14 protein-coding genes are annotated in these 21235 nt (G+C 68.6%); 5 read left to right on the top strand and 9 right to left on the bottom strand.

Annotated features, from left to right (window positions below; all coding sequences use genetic code 11):
* The first annotated feature begins 28 nt into the window (after nucleotides 1-28).
* From M5C98_RS04855 to M5C98_RS04835, 5 genes are all read left to right on the top strand, one after another.
* Nucleotides 29-595: a sigma-70 family RNA polymerase sigma factor gene (locus M5C98_RS04855; RefSeq protein ID WP_272551318.1), complete on the top strand. Its 567-nt coding sequence runs from the start codon at nucleotides 29-31 to the stop codon at nucleotides 593-595.
* Nucleotides 592-1572, top strand: coding sequence for a FecR domain-containing protein (locus M5C98_RS04850; protein ID WP_272551317.1), 981 nt, complete (start codon nucleotides 592-594; stop codon nucleotides 1570-1572). Before M5C98_RS04855 ends, M5C98_RS04850 begins: the two co-directional genes overlap by 4 nt.
* Nucleotides 1572-4022 carry a TonB-dependent siderophore receptor gene (locus M5C98_RS04845; RefSeq protein WP_272551316.1) on the top strand — a complete coding sequence of 817 codons (2451 nt, stop codon included), beginning with the start codon at nucleotides 1572-1574 and terminating at the stop codon, nucleotides 4020-4022. Before M5C98_RS04850 ends, M5C98_RS04845 begins: the two co-directional genes overlap by 1 nt.
* A gap of 175 nt (nucleotides 4023-4197) precedes the next feature.
* Nucleotides 4198-6408 (top strand): TonB-dependent siderophore receptor, encoded by a 2211-nt coding sequence (locus tag M5C98_RS04840; RefSeq protein WP_272551315.1) that lies wholly within the window; start codon nucleotides 4198-4200, stop codon nucleotides 6406-6408.
* A gap of 356 nt (nucleotides 6409-6764) precedes the next feature.
* The gene (locus M5C98_RS04835) at nucleotides 6765-7043 is read left to right on the top strand and encodes a hypothetical protein (RefSeq protein WP_272551314.1); all 279 of its coding nucleotides are present in this window, start codon (nucleotides 6765-6767) and stop codon (nucleotides 7041-7043) included.
* Between the two features lie 203 nt (nucleotides 7044-7246).
* Here M5C98_RS04835 and M5C98_RS04830 read toward each other — a convergent pair whose 3' ends face one another.
* The 9 genes from M5C98_RS04830 to M5C98_RS04790 form a co-directional block, all read right to left on the bottom strand.
* The gene (locus M5C98_RS04830) at nucleotides 7247-8725 is read right to left on the bottom strand and encodes a glutamate synthase subunit beta (protein ID WP_272551313.1); all 1479 of its coding nucleotides are present in this window, start codon (nucleotides 8723-8725) and stop codon (nucleotides 7247-7249) included.
* Between the two features lie 50 nt (nucleotides 8726-8775).
* A complete protein-coding gene (locus M5C98_RS04825) occupies nucleotides 8776-13530 on the bottom strand; it encodes a glutamate synthase-related protein (RefSeq protein WP_272551312.1) in 4755 nt (1584 codons plus the stop codon).
* 179 nt (nucleotides 13531-13709) lie between these two features.
* On the bottom strand, nucleotides 13710-14414 hold the full coding sequence (locus tag M5C98_RS04820) for a transposase (protein ID WP_272551311.1): 705 nt from the start codon (nucleotides 14412-14414) through the stop codon (nucleotides 13710-13712).
* A gap of 138 nt (nucleotides 14415-14552) precedes the next feature.
* Entirely contained in the window at nucleotides 14553-15491 is a 939-nt protein-coding gene (locus M5C98_RS04815) for a class I SAM-dependent methyltransferase (protein ID WP_272551310.1), read from the bottom strand.
* Nucleotides 15488-16108, bottom strand: coding sequence for a DUF1415 domain-containing protein (locus M5C98_RS04810; protein WP_272551309.1), 621 nt, complete (start codon nucleotides 16106-16108; stop codon nucleotides 15488-15490). The genes M5C98_RS04815 and M5C98_RS04810 overlap by 4 nt, the downstream gene beginning before the upstream one ends.
* Nucleotides 16109-16216: 108 nt before the next feature.
* Nucleotides 16217-17386, bottom strand: coding sequence for a deoxyguanosinetriphosphate triphosphohydrolase (locus M5C98_RS04805; protein ID WP_272553156.1), 1170 nt, complete (start codon nucleotides 17384-17386; stop codon nucleotides 16217-16219).
* Nucleotides 17387-17443: 57 nt separating this feature from the next.
* Complete coding sequence (gene aroB / locus M5C98_RS04800; RefSeq protein WP_272551307.1) at nucleotides 17444-18607, bottom strand: 3-dehydroquinate synthase; 1164 nt, start codon at nucleotides 18605-18607, stop codon at nucleotides 17444-17446.
* A 253-nt stretch (nucleotides 18608-18860) separates the two neighbouring features.
* Complete coding sequence (locus M5C98_RS04795) at nucleotides 18861-19406, bottom strand: shikimate kinase (RefSeq protein ID WP_272551306.1); 546 nt, start codon at nucleotides 19404-19406, stop codon at nucleotides 18861-18863.
* The gene (locus tag M5C98_RS04790; RefSeq protein ID WP_272551304.1) at nucleotides 19388-21223 is read right to left on the bottom strand and encodes an Ig-like domain-containing protein; all 1836 of its coding nucleotides are present in this window, start codon (nucleotides 21221-21223) and stop codon (nucleotides 19388-19390) included. The genes M5C98_RS04795 and M5C98_RS04790 overlap by 19 nt, the downstream gene beginning before the upstream one ends.
* Between the last annotated feature and the right edge of the window lie 12 nt (nucleotides 21224-21235).

Below are 21235 nucleotides of genomic sequence, written 5' to 3'. Positions count from 1 at the left end.
CGGGCGTTTACCGATCGGATTCCTGCCCGTGGCTCCCGTATCCGCTGTCCGCCCTGCCGCCGCGCCCGCCCCCCGGCCTGCCGACGAGATCGGCCGCCTGTACGGCGCGCACCACCGCTGGCTGCTGGGCTGGCTGCGCGCGCGGCTCGGCTGCCCGGACCAGGCGGCGGACCTGGCGCAGGACACCTTCGTGCGGCTGCTCGCCCACCGGCTGGGCGCCGAGGCTGGCACCGATGGCGACGCACATGCCGCCACGCCGCGCGAGCCCCGGGCCTACCTGGTCACCGTGGCGGGCCGGCTCGTGGCCAATCACTTTCGCCGGCTGTCGCTGGAGCGCGCCTGGCTCGACGCGCTGGCCACGCTGCCCGAGGCGCAGTTGCCCTCGGCCGAGCAGCACGCCATGGCCCGCCAGGCGCTGCACCGGCTGGACGCGGCCCTGGCCGGCCTGCCCGAGCGCGCGCGGCGCGCCTTCCTGCTGTCGCAGATCGAGGGGCAGGACTACGCCCGCATCGCCGCCACGCTGGGCGTGACCGAGCGCAGCGTCAAGCGCTACATGGCGCAGGCGTTCGAGGCCTGCATCCTGGCGGTGGATTGAACCCCGCCGCCCCCACCGCCCTGCCCCCGGACCGCGCCGCCGTGCGCGCGGCCGCGCATTGGCTGGCCCGGCTGCATGCCGGCAACGCCACCGCGCAGGACCACGCGGCCTGCGAGCGCTGGCGCACCGAACACCCCGAGAACGAACGCGCCTGGCAGCGCGCGCAGCGCATGCAGGCGCAACTGGGCCTCGTCAGCCCGCCGCTGGCGCAGGCCGTGCTGGGCCGGGCGCGCGGCAACGGGCGGCGCCGTGCGCTGCGGGCGCTCGGCGGCCTGGCCGTGGCGCTGCCCGCCGCGCATCTGGCCTGGCGCCAGTGGGGCGAGGCCTTCACGGCCGACCACCGCACGGCGTGGGGCGAGCGCCGCGACCTCGTTTTGCCCGACGGCACGCGCCTGTGGCTCAACACCGCCACGGCCATCGACGTGGCTTACTCGCCCGCGCAGCGCACCGTGCGCCTGCTGCACGGCGAGGTGCTGGTGCAGACCGGCGCGGACGCCGGCGCGCCCGGCCACCGCCCCTTCGTGCTGGCCACGCGCGAGGGCGAACTGCGCCCGCTGGGCACGCGCTTCGTGGCGCGCGACGCGCCGGACGGCTGCCGGCTCACGGTGCACGAAGGCGCCGTGGCCGTGCGCACCGCGCAGGGACTGGCGCAGACGGTGCCGGCCGGGCGGGCGCTGCGCTTCACCGCCGGCCGGATCGCACCGATCGCGCCCGCCGACCCGTTCGCCGGGCGCTGGACCGAGGGCCTGCTGGTGGCGCGCAACCAGCCGCTGGGCGAGTTCCTCGAAGACCTCGCCCGCTACCGCGCCGGCGTGGTGCAGTGCGACCCGGCCGTGGCCGCGCTGCGCATCACCGGCGCCTTCCAGATCGACCGCAGCGACGCCGTGCTCGACGCCCTGCCCCGCACCCTGCCGGTGCGCGTGGCCTGGCGCACGCGCTACTGGGCGCGGGTGCTGCCGGCCACCGTGCAGGACTGATGGCAGGGCGGATGGCCGGGCTGCGCACGCGGGCGGGCTGCCTGGCGCTGTGCCTGCTGGCGGGCGCTGCCGCGGCGCAATCCCCGGCCCCCGCGCCGCGGGCGGTCGAGTTGCCCCCGGGCCCGCTGGCCGACCGGCTGCCGGCCCTGGCGGCGCAGACCGGGGCCTCGGTGCAGGCCGATGCGGCGCTGCTGCGCGGCCTGCAGGCGCCCGGCGTGGCGGGGCGGTTCACGCCGGCCGAGGCGCTGGCGCGGCTGCTGGCGGGCACGGGGCTCGCGGCAGCCGAGGAGGCGCCCGGCGTCTTCGTGCTGCAGCCCGCAGGCGCCATGCCCGCCGCACCCGCACCGGCCCTGCCCGGGCCGGACGCCGCCGTGCTGCCCGTGGTGCGCGTGACCGCCCTGCGCGAGGCCGAGGGCGCCGACGCCGCCCTCGGGAGCGGCAACGGGCGCGGGGCCGGCGCGGCCACCCGCACGGCCACGCCCGCGCTCGCGGTGCCGCAGGCCCTGTCCACCCTGCTGCGCCCGACGCTGGACGCCCTGGGCGCCACGCGCCTGGACGACGCGCTCGACTACGTGCCCGGCGTATCGCGCCAGAACGACTTCGGCGGCACCTGGGACAACATCGCCCTGCGCGGCTTCGCGGGCCACGAGGACACCGGCATGAGCCTGCTGCGCAACGGCATGGCCGGCAACCGGGGCTACAACGCACCGCGCGACACGGCCAACGTGGAGCGCTTCGAGTTCCTGCGCGGGCCCGTGGCGGCGCTGTACGGCGTGTCCGAGCCCGGCGGCACGCTCAACGTGGTGACGCAGCCCGCGCCGTGGGAGCCGCTGCGCACGCTCGAATGGAGCCTGGGCCGCTGGAACGCCCGGCGCGCCGTGCTCACGCTGGGCGGCCCGCTGGATGCGGCCGCAGGCACCGCGCCAACGCCTGGCGAACCCGCGCGCCTCGCCTACCGCCTCACCGCGGTGGCCGAGGACAAGGGCAGCTTTCGCGAGCACGTTCGCACGCGCCGCGAGATGCTGGCGCCGGCGCTCACCTGGCGCCTCGCCGAGGCCACCACGCTGCGCTACGACGGCGAATGGCTGCGCCAGCGCGCGCCGCTGGACCGGGGCGTGGTGGCGCTCGGCGGGCAGGTGGGCACCGTGCCGGCGACGCACTTCTACGGCGATCCCGGCGACGGCGACCTGGCCATGGTCAACCAGACGCACCAGTGGCTGCTGGACCACGCACTGGCCAACGGCTGGCGCCTGCATGCGGGCCTGATGGCGCGGCGCGGCACCATGGAGGGCTTCACCACCTACGGCCACGGCTACGGCGAGGCGCTGGCCGACCTGGACGCGCGCGGCTGGCTGTGGCGCCAGCGGCGCTGGCGCGACTTCGCCTCCAGCGACCGCTCGGGCCAGCTCGATCTGCAAGGGCAATGGGAGGCGGGCGGGCTGCGGCACACGCTGCTGGCGGGGATGGAGGTGTTTCGATTCCGGCTCTCGCAGGTCATGCAGCAGTCGCCGACCAGCACCTGGCAGGCCGATGGCATCGACGTGCGCCGGCCCGTGTACCGCGACGAGCGGCCGGCGACGCAGGATTTCCTGTCCACCGACGAGCACCAGCGCGGCGTGGGCCTGTACTTGCAGGACCAGATCGAACTGGCGCCGCAGTGGAAGGCGCTGCTGGGCCTGCGCCACGACCGCTTCCGGCAGGCCGTGGACGACCGCCTGGCCGGCAGCACGCGGCGCCAGTCGCAGGGCGCCCTGTCGCCGCGGGCGGGCCTGACCTGGCTGCCCGTGCCGGGCTGGGCCGTGTACGCCAGCGTCGGCGCCTCGTTCCGCCCGAACGTGGGCGTGGATGTGCAGGGCGCCGCCTTCGCCCCCGAAAAAGGACTGGCGCGCGAGATCGGCATAAAGTGGCAGCCGCCCGAGGGCCGGCTGTCGGCGTCGCTGGCGTTCTACGGCATCGCCAAGCGCAACGTGCTGGTCACCGACCTGCAGCACCCGGACCACAGCGTGGCGGCGGCCCGCGTGCGCAGCCGGGGCGCGGAGTTCGAGCTGGCCGGCCGGCCCGCGGCCGGCTGGAGCGTGGTGGCCGGCGGCGCCTGGCTGCAGCGGTCGCTGCCGCAGTTTCCGCGCGCGAGCGGCAGCCTGCTGCTGGTGCGCGAATGGGCGCTGGACGACAGCAGCAGCAGCAGCGGCGGCGCGGGCGGGCACACCGTCGGCCTCGGCGGCGGGCTCACGCACGTGGGCGAGCGCACGGGCGATGCCGGCTCGCCCCGGCTGCCCGCCTACACCACCACGCGGCTGCTGGCGCACTGGCAGGCGGGGCCGGCGCTGCGCCTGTCGCTGCAGGTGGATAACGCGTTCGACCGGCGCTACTACGCCAGCGCCTACAACAGCGTGTGGGTGGTGCCCGGCGCGCCGCGCCACGTCACGTTCACGGCCAAGCACACGTTTTGAGCGTTGCGCCGGCGCGGGGTGGATTCGCGGCCTCGCAAGCTGCCGATCAGAGACAGGGGCGGGACCGGTGCCGTTTCAGTGGTTGCGATCCGGCATAAGAAAAATTTCCACGAACGCTGTCCCCTTTCCCCATCGCCGCGTGTCTTCTCCTGCATACCACCAACGAGAGAGCACCATGCACCGCCCTTCTGCCGCCGGCCAACCCGTTCCCTTCCCTGCCACCGCGCACGCGGCCCATGCCTGCACAGCGCAGCGCGCGCCGCGCCGCTCGCTGCTGGCCGCCGCCAGCCTGGCGGCCCTGGTGCAGGGCGCCGCCCTGCCCGCCTTCGCCCAGGCGCCAGCGGCCGCCGAGCCGCAACTGCCCGCCACCGAGGTCGTCGGCCGCCAGCAGTCCGGCCAGTACCACGCCCAGGAATCGGAGGGCGCGACCAAGACCGACACGCCGCTGCGCGAGGTGCCCCAGGCCGTGCGCGTGGTCACGCGGCAACTGGTCGATGACCTGGGCGCCCAGCGCCTCGATGACGTGCTGGACTACGTGGCCGGCGTCTCGCGGCAGAACAACTTCGGCGGCATCTGGGACAACGTGGCCATGCGCGGCTTCGTGGGCCACGAGGACATGGGCATGAGTCTGTTGCGCAACGGCATGCCGGCCAACCGCGGCTTCAACGCGCCGCGCGACACCGCCAACGTGGAGCGCTTCGAATTCCTCAAGGGCACCATGGGCGCGCTGTACGGCAACAGCGAGCCGGGCGGCACGGTGAACGTCGTGACCAAGCCGCCGCTGTTCAAGGCGGCCCATTCGGTCGAGGCCTACTACGGCACGCACGACGCCAGGCGCCTGGCGCTGGACAGCACCGGCCCGCTGAACGGCAGCGCCACCGAGCCCGCCACGCTGGCCTACCGGCTCAACGTGTCGGTGGAGGACAAGGACAGCTTCCGCGACTTCGTGCACAGCCGCCGCGAGCTGATCGCCCCGGCCATCACCTGGAAGCTCGGACCGGACACCGTGCTGCGCTACGACGGCGAGTGGCTGCGCCAGCGCGCGCCGCTCGACCGGGGCGTGGTCTCGGTCAACGGCCAGCTGGGCGCGGTGCCCACCTCGCGCTTTTACGGCGAGCCCGGCGATGGCGACATCACCGTGGACAACCAGACGCACCAGTTCTTCCTGGAGCAGGCGCTGTCGTCCGACTGGAGCCTGCGCGCCGGCCTGCAGTACAAGCGCAACACGCTGGGCGGCCTGGCCAGCGAATCCCACCAGTACGGCCCCGCGCCCTGCCAGACCTCGGTCGAGGCCAGCGGCTGGCTATGCCGCCGGCTCATCAGCCGCGACTTCCGGTCCGACGACACCACGGTGCAGCTCGACCTGAACGGGCGCCTCACGACCGGCGCCTTCCAGCATGAGCTGCTGATCGGCGCCGAGGTCTCGCGCTTCGACATGGACCAGACCATGCGCACCCAGGCTGGCGGCGGCCGCTTCGGCTACGGCATCAGCGTGGCCAACCCGGTGTACGGCGCCGCCGCGCGCCCCGCGCTCACGGCCCGCGCCATCGACCGCACGGTGAACGACCGCACCACCGCCTTCTACGTGCAGGACCAGATCAGCCTCGCGCCGCAGTGGAAGCTCTTGGCGGGCGTGCGCCACGACCGCTACCGCGGCGAGATCGACGAGCGCAGCACCGGCCGCGTCACCACCCAGGACCCCAGCGCCACCTCGCCGCGCCTGGGCCTGACCTGGCTGGCCACGCCCGCGCTGTCGGTGTATGCCAGCGCCGGCCGATCATTCCGCGCACAGGCCCAGACCACCGCGTCCGGCCAGCAGATCCAGCCCGAGACCGGCACCGCGCGCGAGCTGGGCATGAAGTGGCAGAGCGCCGATGCGCGCCTGGGCGGCAGCGTGGCGGTGTTCGACATCAGCAAGCGCAACACGGCCACCTGGGACGACGACGGCGTGTACCTGGTGCCGGTGCCCGGCAAGGTGCGCAACCGGGGGCTGGAGGCCGAACTGGCCGGCTGGGTCGCGCCCGGCTGGCGCGTGGCGCTGAGCTACACCTACCTGGACGCCGACCCGCTCATCACCCAGTTCGCACGCCAGAGCGCCAGCGCCTTCGTCACGCACGAAATGGCGCTGGCCGGCGGCGGCCTGCTGGGCGTGGGCGGCGGCTTCACCCATGTGGGCGAGCGCCGTGGCGACACGGGCGAGCCGCGCCTGCCCGCCTACACCGTGGCCAAGCTCACCACCTACTGGAACCTGGACAAGCGCCTGCGCGTGTCGCTGGACGTGGACAACCTGTTCGACAAGACCTACTACCACAGCGCCTACAACCGTGTCTGGGTCATGCCCGGCAGCCCGCGGCAGGTGACGGTGGGCATGCAATACAAGTTCTGAGGACTCAGAGCAAAAACAGCCTCCAGCGCAATGAATGTGCCGGCATGTAGCTCATATTTTCATAGCATCCACGAACGGCGCCGCCAGGCGCCGTTTTGCTTTCAGGCCGGAAAGACCCACCGCGCACCGATCGCAGGGCTTCGAGAAATTTCAGAACGTTTCAGAACTTCTCAGCCCCGGTTAAGGGCAGAAAGAAGGCCCGTCGCCAGAATCCGTGGACTGGGCACGGCGCGATCGAAGAATCACCAAGAATTCAAAAAAACGCTCTCCGGTGACGAATGGGCAGCCAGAAACGGAGGCTCGCACGTTTTTGGCTTCACTCAAGCAGCGACCAAACTCTAGAGAGGATGAGCGACATGTCGAACAATCTTGCAGGCGGCTGGACCGGCTTCAATTTCGAACTCACCGCAGAGGCCAAGAAGGTCTTCGCGGAAGCCGTGACCCTGGTGGGAACCAAGTACACCCCGTTCGCCTTTGCAACCCAAGTGGTCGCCGGCACCAACTATTCGTTCCTGTCCCAGGCCCAGAACGTGCTGCCCAACGCCCCTGTGCGCGTGGTGAAGCTCCACATCTACCAACCGCTGCCAGGCCAGGGCCAGCCCCACATCACCCAGATCATCGAAATCACCCCCTGATTTCGGTAGGAGAGGGAGGTAGGAGAAAAAAAGAGGAAGGAAAGGGTGAACGGCGCTGCGCCGCAAACGCTGCCTTCCCGCGAAAGCCCCTGCCGTTCGGCAGGGGCTTTTTTTTCGGTCGGTCGGGCCATCGCATTGGCCCCAAGAAAACGGCGCTCCGAAGAGCGCCGTTGTGTTTCAAAGCGTGCCGCTTCGGACGAGCCTCAGCGCGGCAGGTCGGAGTACCCCATCAGGAACTCGTCCACCGAACGCGCGGCCTGGCGGCCTTCGCGGATGGCCCACACCACCAGGGACTGGCCCCGGCGCATGTCGCCCGCGGCGAACACCTTGGGCACGTTGGTGGCGTAGCCGCCGTCAAAGTCGGTGGTGGCCTTCGCGTTGCCGCGGGCGTCCTTGTCCACGCCGAAGGCGTCCAGCACCTGCGCGACGGGGCTCACAAAGCCCATGGCCAGCAGCACGAGGTCGGCCTTGAGGATCTGCTCGCTGCCGGCCACCTCGACCATCTTGCCCTCCTTCCATTCGACGCGGACGGTCTTGAGGCCGGTGACCTTGCCCTTCTCGCCCAGCAGCTCCTTGGTGGAGATGGCGAACTCGCGCTCGCAGCCCTCTTCGTGGCTGGAGCTGGTGCGCAGCTTGATCGGCCAGTAGGGCCAGGTCATGGGGCGGTTCTCGACCTCGGGCGGCTGGGGCATCAGCTCGAACTGCGTGACGCTCACGGCACCGTGGCGGTTGCTGGTGCCCACGCAATCGCTGCCGGTGTCGCCGCCGCCGATCACGATGACGTGCTTGCCATCGGCGCGCAACTGGCCCTTGAGCTTGTCGCCCGCGTTGACCTTGTTCTGCTGGGGCAAGAACTCCATCGCGAAGTGCACGCCGTCCAGGTCGCGGCCGGGCACAGGCAGGTCGCGCGACTGCTCGGCGCCGCCGGTCAGCAGCACGGCGTCGAAGTCCTTTTTCAGCTGCTCGGGCGTGATGGTTTCCTTGGCCCAGTTGGTGACCTTGGAGCCCTTGCCCAGGCCGTCCTTGGCGGCGCCGATGAACACGCCGGTGCGGATGGTGACGCCCTCGGCGGCCATCTGCTCGGCACGGCGGTCGATGTGCGACTTCTCCATCTTGAAGTCGGGAATGCCGTAGCGCAGCAGGCCGCCGATGCGGTCGTTCTTCTCGAACAGGGTCACGTCATGGCCCGCGCGCGCCAGTTGCTGGGCCGCCGCCATGCCGGCCGGGCCGGAGCCGACCACGGCGACCTTTTTGCCGGTCTTGTGCTTCGGGGGCAGGGGCTTGACCCAGCCCTCGGCCCAGGCGCGGTCGATGATGGCGTGCTCGATGGACTTGATGCCCACCGGGTCGTCGTTCACGTTGAGCACGCAGGCGGCCTCGCAGGGCGCGGGGCAGATGCGGCCGGTGAACTCGGGGAAGTTGTTGGTGCTGTGCAGCACCGCGATGGCGCTCTTCCAGTCCTGCTGGTACACCAGGTCGTTGAAGTCCGGAATGATGTTGTTGACCGGGCAGCCGCTGTTGCAGAACGGCGTGCCGCAGTCCATGCAGCGCGCGCCCTGGATCTTGGCCTGCGCGTCATCCAGGCCGATGACGAATTCCTTGTAGTGCTTCAGGCGCTCGGCAGGAGGGCGGTAGCCCTCTTCGATGCGCTCGTATTCCATGAAGCCGGTGGTCTTTCCCATGATGTCTGTCCTTGGATCGTTGAATGCGGTGCGGATGGATCGGGCGGGCCTTACTTGGCGGGCACCGTTTCCTTCGGGGGGTTGGCGACCGCGGGGGTCGCGGGCTCCTCGAGCACCTTGCGTTCATGGATTTCGGACAGCGCGCGCTTGTATTCGGTCGGGAACACCTTCACGAACTTGGCGCGCGAGGCTGCCCAGTTGTCCAGCAGTTCGCGCGCACGCTTGCTGCCGGTCCAGCGGTTGTGGTCTTCCAGCATCTTCTTGAGCTGGGCTTCGTCGGTCTGGTCGCGGTGCCAGATGCCGCGCGAGATGCTGGCGGTCTGCTCGTCGCCGGGCAGGATGCGCTCCAGCGTCACCATGGACAGGTTGCAGCGGGTGTCGAACAGGCCGTCCTCGTCGTACACGTAGGCCACGCCGCCGCTCATGCCGGCCGCGAAGTTGCGGCCCGTCTTGCCGAGCACCACCACGGTGCCGCCCGTCATGTATTCGCAGCCATGGTCGCCGGTGCCTTCCACCACGGTGGACGCGCCGGACAGGCGCACCGCGAAGCGTTCGCCCGCCACCCCGCCGAAGAACGATTCACCGCTGGTGGCGCCGTACATCACCGTGTTGCCCACGATGGTGTTGCGCGTGGTGTCGCCGCGGAAGTCGATCGACGGACGCACGATCACGCGGCCGCCCGACAGGCCCTTGCCGGTGTAGTCGTTGGCATCGCCGATCAGGTACAGCGTGATGCCGCGCGTGAGGAACGCGCCGAACGACTGCCCGCCCGTGCCTTCCAGCTGGATGCGGATGGTGTCGTCCGGCAGCCCCTCGGGGTGGGCACGCGTGACGGCGCCCGAGAGCATGGCGCCCACCGAGCGGTTCACATTGCGCGCCACTTCGATGAACTGCACGCGCTCGCCCTTTTCGATGGCGGGCTGGCTGCGCTCGATGAGCTTGCGGTCCAGCGTCTTTTCGATGTTGTGGTCCTGCACATCGACATGAAAGCGCGGCACGTCGGCCGGCACGTTCGGCTGGGCGAACAGGCGGCTGAAATCCAGGCCCCGCGCCTTCCAGTGGGCGATACCGGAGCGCATGTCCAGCAGATCGGTGCGGCCGATGAGGTCGTCGAACTTGCGGATGCCCAGCTGGGCCATGATCTGGCGCACTTCTTCGGCGATGAAGAAGAAGTAGTTCACCACGTGCTCGGGCTTGCCCGAGAACTTCTTGCGCAGTTCGGGGTCCTGCGTGGCCACGCCCACGGGGCAGGTGTTCAGGTGGCACTTGCGCATCATGATGCAGCCCTCGACCACCAGCGGCGCGGTGGCGAAGCCGAACTCGTCGGCGCCCAGCAGCGCGCCGATGGCGACGTCGCGGCCGGTCTTCATCTGGCCGTCGGCCTGCACGCGCACGCGGCCGCGCAGGCGGTTCAGCACCAGGGTCTGCTGGGTCTCGGCCAGGCCGATCTCCCACGGGCCGCCCGCATGCTTGATGGACGACCAGGGCGATGCACCCGTGCCGCCGTCGTGCCCGGCGATCACCAGGTGGTCGCTCTTGCACTTGGTCACGCCTGCGGCGATGGTGCCCACGCCCACTTCGGACACCAGCTTGGTGCTGATGCTGGCGTGCGGCGCCACGTTCTTCAGGTCGTGGATGAGCTGGGCCAGGTCTTCGATGGAATAGATGTCATGGTGCGGCGGGGGCGAGATCAGGCCCACGCCGGGCACGCTGTGGCGCAGCTTGCCGATGTAGTTGGTGACCTTGCCGCCGGGCAGCTGGCCGCCCTCGCCGGGCTTGGCGCCCTGGGCCATCTTGATCTGGATCTGGTCGGCCGACGACAGGTATTCGGCCGTGACGCCGAAGCGGCCCGACGCCACCTGCTTGATCTTGGAGCGCAGCGAATCGCCGTCCTGCAGCGTCAAATCGACCTCGACGTTCTCGGCGCCGATCACGCTCTTGAGCGTGTCGCCCTGCTTGATCGGAATGCCCTTCAATTCCTGGCGGTAGCGCGCGGCATCCTCGCCGCCCTCGCCCGTGTTGCTCTTGCCGCCGATGCGGTTCATGGCCACGGCCAGCGTGGCGTGCGCCTCGGTGGAGATCGATCCCAGCGACATGGCGCCGGTGGCGAAGCGCTTGACGATTTCCTTGGCCGATTCGACCTCGTCCACGGCAATGGCCTTGGCCGGATCGAACTTGAACTCGAACAGGCCGCGCAGCGTCATGTGGCGGCGGCTCTGGTCGTTGATGAGCTGGGCGTATTCCTTGTACGTGTTCCAGTTGTTGGCGCGCGTGGAATGCTGCAGCTTGGCGATGGCGTCGGGGCTCCACATGTGCTCTTCGCCCCGCGCGCGCCAGGCGTATTCGCCGCCGGCGTCCAGCATGGTTTCCAGCACCGGGTCGTCGCCGAACGCGGCCTTGTGCATGCGGATGGCTTCCTCGGCGATCTCGAACACGCCGATGCCTTCCACGCGGCTGGCGGTGCCGGTGAAGTATTTGCTGACGGTGTCGGTGTTCAGGCCGATGGCCTCGAACAGCTGCGCACCGCAGTAGCTCATGTACGTGGACACGCCCATCTTGGACATGATCTTCGACAGGCCCTTGCCGATGGCCTTCACGTAGTTGTAGATGGCTTTTTCGGGCGACAGGTCGCCCGGCATGCCGGCGTGCATCTCGGCCAGGGTTTCCATGGCGAGGTAGGGGTGCACGGCCTCGGCGCCGTAGCCGGCCAGCACGGCGAAGTGGTGCACCTCGCGCGCCGTGCCGGTCTCCACCACCAGGCCGGCCGTGGTGCGCAGCCCCTCGCGCACCAGGTGCTGGTGGATGGCCGACAGCGCCAGCAGCGCGGGGATGGCCACCTGCGTGGCGTTCACGGCGCGGTCGCTGATGATGAGGATGTTGGCGCCGCCCTTGATGGCATCGACCGCCTGCGCGCACAGCGAGGCCAGCTTGGCCTCCACGCCCTCGCGGCCCCAGTCCAGCGGATAGGTGATGTCGATGGTCGCGCTCTTGAACTTGCCCTGCGTGTGCTTTTCGATGGCATGCAGCTTGGCCATGCCGGCGAAGTCCAGGATGGGCTGGCTCACTTCGAGCCGCATCGGCGGGTTGACCTGGTTGATGTCCAGCAGGTTGGGCTTGGGGCCGATGAAGCTGTTGAGCGACATCACGATGGCCTCGCGGATCGGGTCGATCGGCGGGTTCGTCACCTGGGCGAAGAGCTGCTTGAAGTAGTTGTACAGCGGCTTGTTCTTGCCCGACAGCACGGCCAGCGGGCTGTCGTTGCCCATGGAGCCGATGCCCTCTTCGCCGTTCCTGGCCATGGGCGCCATCAGGAACTTGATGTCTTCCTGCGTGTAGCCGAAGGCCTGCTGGCGGTCGAGCAGGGGCAGTTCGGCCGGCAGCGGACCGGCCGGCGCCTCGCCGCCCACGCTGTCGAGCTTGATGCGCAGGTTCTCGATCCACTGCTTGTAGGGCTTGGTGTTGACGACGTTGGCCTTGAGCTCCTCGTCGTCGATCATGCGGCCCTGCTCCAGATCGATCAGGAACATCTTGCCCGGCTGCAGGCGCCACTTGCGCACGATCTTGTTCTCGGGGATCGGCAGCACGCCGGACTCGGAGGCCATCACGACCAGGTCGTCGTCGGTGATGCAGTAGCGCGAGGGGCGCAGGCCGTTGCGGTCCAGCGTGGCGCCGATCTGGCGGCCATCGGTGAACACGATGGAGGCGGGGCCGTCCCAGGGCTCCATCATCGCGGCGTGGTATTCGTAGAACGCGCGGCGGCGTTCGTCCATGGTGGTGTGCTGCTCCCACGGCTCGGGGATCATCATCATCACGGCCTGGCTGATGGGGTAGCCGGCCATGGTCAGCAGTTCGAGGCAGTTGTCGAACGTGGCGGTGTCGGACTGGTCGGCGAAGCTGATGGGGTAGAGCTTCTTGAGGTCGGCCGCGAGCACGGGCGAGGCCATCACACCCTCGCGGGCCTTCATCCAGTTGTAGTTGCCCTTGACGGTGTTGATCTCGCCGTTGTGCGCCACGTAGCGGTACGGGTGGGCCAGCGGCCATTCGGGGAAGGTGTTGGTGGAAAAGCGCTGGTGCACCAGGCCCACGGCCGAGACGCAGCGCTCGTCCTGCAGGTCCAGGTAATAGGTGCCCACCTGGTCGGCCAGCAGCAGGCCCTTGTAGACCACCGTGCGGCTGGACATGCTGGGCACGTAATACTCTTTGCTGTGCTTGAGCTTGAGGTTCTGGATGGCGGCGCTGGCCGTCTTGCGGATCACGTACAGCTTGCGCTCCAGCGCGTCCTGCACGATCACGTCGTTGCCGCGGCCGATGAAGACCTGGCGCAGGATGGGCTCCTTCTTGCGCACGGTGGGCGACATCGGCATGTCGCGGTTGACCGGCACGTCGCGCCAGCCCAGCAGCACCTGGCCCTCGGCCTTGATGGCGCGCTCCATCTCCTGCTCGCAGGCCAGGCGCGAGGCGTGTTCCTTGGGCAAAAAGATCATGCCGACGCCGTATTCGCCGGAGGGCGGCAGCACCACGCCGGTCGAGCCATCGGGGGCCGTGCCGGCCCGGGCCATCTCTTCGCGGTAGAGCGCGTCGGGAATCTGGATCAGGATGCCCGCGCCGTCGCCCATCAGCTTGTCGGCCCCCACGGCGCCGCGGTGGTCGATGTTTTCGAGGATCTTGAGCGCCTGCGTCACGATGTCATGGCGCTTCACCCCCTTGATGTGGGCCACGAAGCCCAGGCCGCACGCGTCGTGCTCTTGGGTAGATGAATAGAGACCGTGCTCTTGCAGGTATTGGATCTCGGCAGCCGTCGTCATGGCGCTCTCCTCGGAAATGGGTCGCAGGGAGCGCAAGATTAGTGCATCGCAGCAAGGTCGGGCAAGCACTTTAAATGGGGTCAGATACAAATTATCGATGAGAATTTATCTCATTTATTTATATCGGGGACACATCAAAAACAGGAGCAATTGAACGATATCCATCAAGCGATGAACAGCTATTTGAGGATGGGCTTCGGCAGAGTGGGCGGGCGGCCGGCTTTCGCTCTGACCAACCGCCGCTCGGTTTGCTGCTGCAGGGTCTGCACAAAAGAAGGGTCGCCCAGGGCCCATCCGGAGAGCGCGGAATCGGTCAAAGCCTGCTGCTCCAGGCCGCTCACGCCCGACTGCACGAGCGCCGCATACGCCGCCTCGCGGGCGAACGGCGTGTTGCCCAGCGCCCAGAAGAGCGCATGCGGCGTGATGAGCCGGTCGCTGCGCAGGCCCAGGCAATGGGCGTGGCTGGACCAGGGGTAGTCCACCGCCTGCGCGGTGGCGCCGGAGCGCACCGGGTTCAGGTCCATGTAGGCCATGCACGCGAGCAGGTAGCGCTCGGGTTGCAGCACGGTGGAGCGGTAGCGCCCCTCCCACAGCGTGCCGGTGCGCGCGTGGCGGTTGTTGAAGTAGCGCACGTAGCTGCGGCCCACGGCCTGCATCATCAGCGGCAGCCCGTCGGCCGTCTGGGGCGTGGCCAGCAGGTGGAAGTGGTTGCCCATGAGCACGTAGGCATGGACGGCCACGCCGCAGCGGCGCGCCTGCTCGGTCAGCAGGGCCAGCATGGTTTCGTGGTCCTGACGGTCGGCGAAGATGGCCTGGCGGTTGTTGCCGCGCTGAATCACGTGGTGCGGGTAGCCGGCAAGGGTCAGGCGGGGCAATCGGGCCATGGGGTCGCGCAAAGTGGATCTGGCGCCATGGTAGGGGGAATCCGTCCCCGATTACGCATGTGCCGCCCGCTCCGCGCGATTGCTACTATTTTTATAGCATCGAAGGCAAATAAAACACCGGCATGCAGCCAAAAACCCTCAAACCGTTGCCGGAGCCGCCTCGGGCGACGCGTCCGTGCCCAGAGGCAGGCCGAACCGCGCCGCCAGCGTCTGCTCCAGCCCGAACTCCGCCAGGATGGCCCGCAGCCGCTCGGCCGCGCTGCGTTTTTTCTGGCCGGTGTAGCGGGCCACGATCAACTCGTTCTTCATGCTGTGCTCCCAGCCCACCAGTTCGGTCACCGTCACCTGGTAGCCGCTGGCTTCCAGATGCAGGCACCGCAGCACGTTGGTGATCTGGCTGCCCATCTCGCGCGTGTGCAGCGGATGGCGCCACAGTTCGGCCAGCGGCGTGCGCGACAGCTGCAGCGCCTTGCCCTGGCGCAGGCACGCGGCCACCTCGGCCTGGCAGCAGGGCACCAGCACCATCGCACGCGCCTGCTTGGCCAGCCCGAAGGCGATGGCGTCGTCGGTGGCCGTGTCGCAGGCATGCAGCGCCGTCACCACGTCGATGCGCTGCGGCAGCACGGCGGCATCGGTGGATTCCGCCACCGACAGGTTGAGGAACGACATGCGCCCGAACGCCAGCCGCTGGGCCAGGGCGCGGGAGTGCTCCACCAGCTCGGCCCGCGTCTCGATGCCGTAGATGTGCCCGCGCCCCAGGGCCTTGAAGAACAGGTCGTACAGGATGAAGCCCAGGTACGACTTGCCCGCCCCGTGGTCCGCCAGCGTGGCCGCATGGCCGTCCTGCGACAGCTCCTGCAGCAGCGGTTCGATGAACTGGAACAGGTGGTACACCTGCTTGAGCTTGCGCCGCGAATCCTGGTTGAGCCGCCCTTCGCGGGTGAGGATGTGCAGCGCCTTGAGCAGTTCGATGGACTGGCCTGGGCGTAGCTCCTGCAGCACCTGGTCCTCGGGCGACACCTTCGCCGCCGTGGCAGAAGAAGCGCCCTGCCCGGCGGCGCCTTTCTGGCGCTTCATGCGCGTTCTCCCGCACCTGTGGAGTGTCCCGCCATCGGGCAGCGCGGGCCGACGTCCAGTGCCTTCCAGCCTTCGGCGCCCAGTGCTTCCAGCACTTCGATGTTGCGCTCGAAGATCGCCTCGGCCTCGGGGAAGGCCTCCACCGCACGGTCGATGCTCTCCTCGCGCAGCAGGTGCAGCGTGGGATACGGCGCGCGGTTGGTGCTGTTGGTGACGTCGTCCACGTCGGTGCCGTCGAACTGGAACTGCGGGTGGAACGAGGCCACCTGCAGGATGCCGCCCAGGTCCATGGCCTCGACCAGATCGTCGGCCAGCGCGAGGAAGTCGTTGAAGTCCAGAAAATCCTCCATGCAGCCCGGCGCCATGAGCAAGGTGGTGTCACGGCGATCGGCGGAGATTTCGGCCAGCGATTCCAGTTCGCGCTGCAGGTCTTCCAGCAGGCCCCGGCCATCGGTCGCCTCGCTCACGACGTAATGGATCTGCGCCTTCACATGCACCGCCTTGGCGAACGGGCACAGGTTCAGGCCGATCACCGCGCGCTCCAGCCAGCGCACCATGTCCTCTTTCACGGTGTCGTGCGCAAAGGCGTGCGGGGGGGAGGCGGGCAATTCGGTCATGGGGGCTTTCTTCGGGGGGCGCCCATTTTATCGGCCGGCCGCAAAAGGGCCTGGCTGCGGGCCCTTGCCGCCACACGGCGGCAAGGGCGGCCTGCACGGCCGGAGCGCTCAGGCGAGCAGCCGCTGGCCCGTGAGCCGCTCGTGCTCGCGCACCGCGAAGCGGTCCGTCATGCCGGCGATGAAGTCCGCCACCGTGCGCATCCGCTGCACCTCGTCGCCAGCCGCGGCGCGCGCCGCGAAGCGCGGCTTCATCGCCTCGGGCGAGGCCGTGTAGGCCGCGAACAGATCGCGCACCACCTGCTGGGCCCGCCCGGTGGTTTCCATCACCTGCGGGTGGCGGTACAGGTTCTGGAACAAAAAGCGCTTCAACCCTTGCGACTGCGCGCGCATCTCGGCGCTGAACGCCACCAGGGGCGGCGCGCGGCGCACATCGTCCACCTGTGCCGGCGCGGCCTGGGCGATGGCCGCGTTCGTCGCATCGATCACGTCGTACACCTGCGCGCTGAGCATGCGCCGGATCGCCTCGTTCAGGAGCCGCCGCTGGCCCGCCGGCGCCGCCAGGTGGGGATGGTCGCGCTCGGCCTCGGCGCGGTAGCGCTCGAACAGCGGCACCTCGCTCAGTTGCGCCAGCGTGATGAGGCCGGAGCGCACGCCGTCGTCGATGTCGTGCGCGTTGTAGGCGATCTCGTCGGCCAGGTTGCACAGCTGCGCCTCCAGGCTGGGCTGCCCGCGCTCCAGGAAGCGCAGGCCGATGCCGCCGGGCTCCAGCGCCTCCATGCGCTCGGCGTTGGCGCGCGAGCAGTGCTTGAGGATGCCTTCCCGCGTCTCGAACGTGAGGTTCAGGCCGTTGTAGTCGGGATAGCACTCTTCCAGCTCGTCCACCACGCGCAGGCTCTGCAGGTTGTGCTCGAAGCCGCCGTGCGCCGCCATGCAATCGTGCAAAGCGTCCTGCCCGGCATGGCCGAACGGGGTATGGCCCAGGTCGTGCGCCAGCGAGACGGCTTCCACCAGGTCTTCGTTGATGCGCAGCGAGCGGGCGATCGAGCGGCCCAGTTGCGCCACTTCGAGCGAGTGCGTCAATCGCGTGCGGAACAGGTCGCCTTCGTGGTTCAGAAACACCTGCGTCTTGTAGACCAGCCGGCGAAAGGCGGTGGAATGCACGATGCGGTCGCGGTCGCGCTGGTATTCCGAGCGCGTGGGCGCCGCCGACTGGGGATGGCGGCGTCCCCGGGTCTCGGCAGGGTCGCAGGCGTACGGCGCCAATCCATGGGGCTGCATCAAAAGGGCTTTCACCGCTCGATTGGCTTCATTTTTGTGCTATTCAAACAATAGCATTCAGGCACAGCAGACATCGATGACTTCGCGCACCAGCGCATCCGGCGCGGCGCGCACCGCCGCACGCCCGGGGCCGTCGATCACCACGAAGCGGATCTCGCCCCCCTCGGATTTCTTGTCCACCCGCATCAGTTCGAGATAGCGGCCCGCGTTGTCTGCCGCATCGATCACGGGACCGCGCACGGGCAACCCGGCACGCTCGATCAGCTGGCGCAGTCGCTGCACGAAGGCCGCGTCCACGAGCCCCAGCCGGCACGACAGCTCGGCCGCCATCACCATGCCCGCCGCCACGCCTTCGCCATGCAGCCAGACGCCGTAGCCCATGCCCGCCTCGATGGCATGGCCGAACGTGTGACCGAAGTTGAGAATGGCGCGCAGGCCGGCCTCGCGCTCGTCCTGCCCCACCACGAAGGCCTTGATCTCGCAGCTGCGCCGCACGGCGTGGGCCAGCGCGGCATGGTCGCCGGCGCGCAGGGCATCCATCGCGGTCTCAAGCCAGTCGAGGAACGCCATGTCGGCGATCGGCCCGTACTTGAGGACTTCGGCCAGCCCCGCGCTCAGCTCGCGGGGAGGCAAGGTATCGAGCGTGGCCAGATCGCACACCACCAGCTGCGGCTGGTAGAACGCGCCGATCATGTTCTTGCCCAGCGGATGGTTGATGGCGGTCTTGCCGCCCACCGACGAATCGACCTGCGCCAGCAGCGTGGTGGGCACCTGCACGAACGGCACCCCGCGCATGTAGCTGGCCGCGGCGAAGCCGGTCATGTCGCCCACCACACCGCCGCCCAGGGCGAACAGCACGGTCTTGCGGTCGCAGCCGTTGGCCAGCAGTGCATCGAAGACGAGGTTGAGCGTCTGCCAGGTCTTGTGCTCTTCGCCGTCGGGCAGGACGACCTGCAGCACCCGCGGGTAGCGCGCTGCCAGCGCGGCCTCGAGCCGCTGCACATAGAGCGGCGCCACGGTCGAATTGGTGACGATCAGGGCCGACGCGGCGGCCGGCAAGGCCTGATAGGTGGCCGGGTCGTCCAGCAACGATTCGCCGATGAGGATGGGGTAACTGCGATCGCCCAGGGCGATGTCCACCTGGACGGGGCGATCGCCCGGCAGCGCGCCGTCGGATGGATGGGCGGCGCGGGAAAAGGGGGCCTGGGAGGCCAGTGGCATGTCGTGATCCATGGTCGAGAGTCTAGCGGGCCGCTGGGCCAAGCCCATGCGGACGGATCTCTGCAGGCACAGGTCCGATCAGTACCGTGCAGCCACAGCATGCAGACATTCGGAGAGAGATGGGAGAAGAAAAAGCGGCTCGCTGCACCGGCGCTGCCAGAGGCCAGCGGACGGATAGCAGCGTTGCTGCGGGGATGCACCGTGTCGTCGGTGACCGGTGCGAAAGTGTGCGAGCGCGGAAGCAGCGCCGCCGTCAGCCGACGGAGGCCAGCTCCAGCTGCATGGCGATGTGATTCACCAAAGCCGCGACGGTCTTGCCCCGCCCCGTGGACACCACGTAGTGGGCCGTGGCCCGGTAGAGCGCATCCCGTTGCTGGTGCAGGTCTTTCAACCGGCCCAGCGGGTCCGCTCCCTGCAGCAGGGGGCGGGACGTGTCGTGCCGCACGTGGCGAACGATGTCTTCGGGCGACGCGTCGAGATAGACCACCTTGCCGTGCGCCCTGAGGCGGTCGCGGTTGGACGCACGCAGCACGGCGCCGCCCCCGGTAGCCAGCACATGCGCCGGGCCCGCGCCTCGGCCGGCGGTCAGCTCGTCGATCACCTGCTCTTCGATATCGCGAAAGGCGGCTTCCCCCTCACGATCGAAAAAACCACGGATCGAGCAGCCGATGCGCTGCTCGATCACGTGGTCCGAATCGATGAAGGGAATCCCCAGCCGCCGGGCGAGTTGACGCCCGACGGTGGATTTCCCGGAGCCTGGAAGGCCGATGAGGTGGAGACTCAGTTGGGGGTGCTGCAAGTACTTGCCGTCCCGAAAGGGCTCACACGAGATGCTGGAGTAATCGTCTTGTCCGTCAAGTCAGATGCTGCCGCCGATGCCAGGAAAGCAAAGAACGAACTGGATTCCGTACCGGACACAATGGCTTTGGCGGCCAATTCGAAATTCACCCAGAACGCGTATTGCTGTCCATAGGTCAAAGTGAATTCGGCAGAACCAGCGGCATCCGTCGTAACCGACGCCGGAGCGATCACCCCTGGAAGACCCGGGGTGAGTTGACCATTGCCGTTGACATCTTCACCCGCGTCCAGAATGCCGTTGCGGTTGGCATCTTCATTCAGGCAGGAAATGATGCTACCGGCATTTTCTATCCACTGGTTATCCGCATCGCTGTAGACCAAATTACCCTTGCGATAGTAAGGCGGCCAGTAGGAAAGCGTCAGGTTCTGATTTGCGACCGGCGCGCCATTGGCATCGTTCACTTGCACCGAGAACGTCTTGCGATACGTCGTGTTCAGCTTCTCGATGGTGTTGTTGGCAGCGATGGAGATGAAAAGCGCCTGGCTGCTGATCGTGAGCGAGGACGTGGCCGTCACATTGGTGTTGGCAACGGTCGCACGAATCTGCACGCCGTTGGCCGCCGTAGACGTGGCACCGGAGATGAACACGTCCGTCGCCAAGCCATTGGCATCCGTGACGGCGGAGCCCGTCTTGATGCTGCCACCGCTCAGGTCCTGCACTGCCGTGAAGAAAACGGTCTTGCCCTTGACGGCGTTGCCGGCGGCATCACGCACCGTGGCGCGCAACTGGACCTGATTGGCAGAGCTGCCCGCCACGTTCGGCGGCAAAGCGGCGGAAGACGTCTGCAACACCAGCGTAGCTGGCGTCGAAGCGATGAAATTCAGCGGCAGCGTGGTTACGGCGCCGTTGTCCACCACTGCGCTGATCGTTGCCACGCCCACGGATGCGGCCGAAGCCTGGGTCGAGGCAATGCCATTGGCATCGGTCGTCGCCTGGCTGGGAGACACCGAGCCGCGGGTGGTGCTGAACGAGATGACCTTGCCCGCCACACCGGCGCCGCCGGATGCATAGCGCACGGAGACCGTCCGCGCCGTGTTGACCTCGACTTCGGTATTGGCCGTGGGCGCCGAGAACGCGAAATCCACGCTGGTGACATTGATGGAAATCTGGGTTTGCGCACCGGCGCTCTGGATGGTCACAGTGTCCGTGCCGCTGCGCGTTGCCGCATAAGCGAACGTCACGGCACCATTGGCGTCCGTCGAAGTGCTGGCCATCGTGATGGCATTGCCCAGGGACGACGTGACGGCCACCGTGCTGGCGGCAATGGCCGCGCCGCCGCTGTCCTTCACGCTCACCGCGAAGTTGGTCGTGGCGCCGGTCAGAAGCGACGACGAGCCCGATGCGGTCAACGTGGTACCCGTCACCGGAATGGTGATGGATTTCGTGATCGATCCCGACTTCACAGTGACGGCGATGTCGCGGTTGGAGCGGTCCGTGCCGGCGGTCAACACCGCCGTTGCCTTGCCGTCTGCAGCCGTGGTGCTCACGACGCTCGCCAGCGTGCCGCTGGATGCCGTGAAAGACACCGTCTGTGCGGACAGCGCATTGTTGGCGGCATCCTTCACCACGGCGGTCAACGTCAGGCCGGTCTTGTCGGCCGACGCCAGACCCGTGGCAGACGTCAAGATTTCCACAGAGGCTGCCGTACTGACCGGAGTCGTTCCTCCGGGCGTGGTGCCAGCGCTCCCCCCGCCGCCACCGCAAGCGACCAGAGTGGCAGCCAGCGATAGGGCAATGATTTTGATGAATGACTTCATTATTTACCTATA

Source organism: Acidovorax sp. NCPPB 3576 (assembly GCF_028473605.1).
Classification (GTDB): Bacteria; Pseudomonadota; Gammaproteobacteria; order Burkholderiales; family Burkholderiaceae_C; genus Paracidovorax.
This window is presented reverse-complemented; position numbering and strand designations above follow the sequence as displayed.

Excerpts from the sequence above, each read along its gene's own strand:
- M5C98_RS04845 (WP_272551316.1), top strand. The coding sequence starts at position 1,572 with ATGGCAGGGCGGATGGCCGGGCTGCGCACGCGGGCGGGCTGCCTGGCG.
- M5C98_RS04840 (WP_272551315.1), top strand. The coding sequence starts at position 4,198 with ATGCACCGCCCTTCTGCCGCCGGCCAACCCGTTCCCTTCCCTGCCACC.
- M5C98_RS04835 (WP_272551314.1), top strand. The coding sequence starts at position 6,765 with ATGTCGAACAATCTTGCAGGCGGCTGGACCGGCTTCAATTTCGAACTC.
- M5C98_RS04830 (WP_272551313.1), bottom strand. The coding sequence starts at position 8,725 with ATGGGAAAGACCACCGGCTTCATGGAATACGAGCGCATCGAAGAGGGC.
- M5C98_RS04825 (WP_272551312.1), bottom strand. The coding sequence starts at position 13,530 with ATGACGACGGCTGCCGAGATCCAATACCTGCAAGAGCACGGTCTCTAT.
- M5C98_RS04820 (WP_272551311.1), bottom strand. The coding sequence starts at position 14,414 with ATGGCCCGATTGCCCCGCCTGACCCTTGCCGGCTACCCGCACCACGTG.
- M5C98_RS04815 (WP_272551310.1), bottom strand. The coding sequence starts at position 15,491 with ATGAAGCGCCAGAAAGGCGCCGCCGGGCAGGGCGCTTCTTCTGCCACG.
- M5C98_RS04810 (WP_272551309.1), bottom strand. The coding sequence starts at position 16,108 with ATGACCGAATTGCCCGCCTCCCCCCCGCACGCCTTTGCGCACGACACC.
- M5C98_RS04805 (WP_272553156.1), bottom strand. The coding sequence starts at position 17,386 with ATGCAGCCCCATGGATTGGCGCCGTACGCCTGCGACCCTGCCGAGACC.
- aroB (WP_272551307.1), bottom strand. The coding sequence starts at position 18,607 with ATGCCACTGGCCTCCCAGGCCCCCTTTTCCCGCGCCGCCCATCCATCC.
- M5C98_RS04790 (WP_272551304.1), bottom strand. The coding sequence starts at position 21,223 with ATGAAGTCATTCATCAAAATCATTGCCCTATCGCTGGCTGCCACTCTG.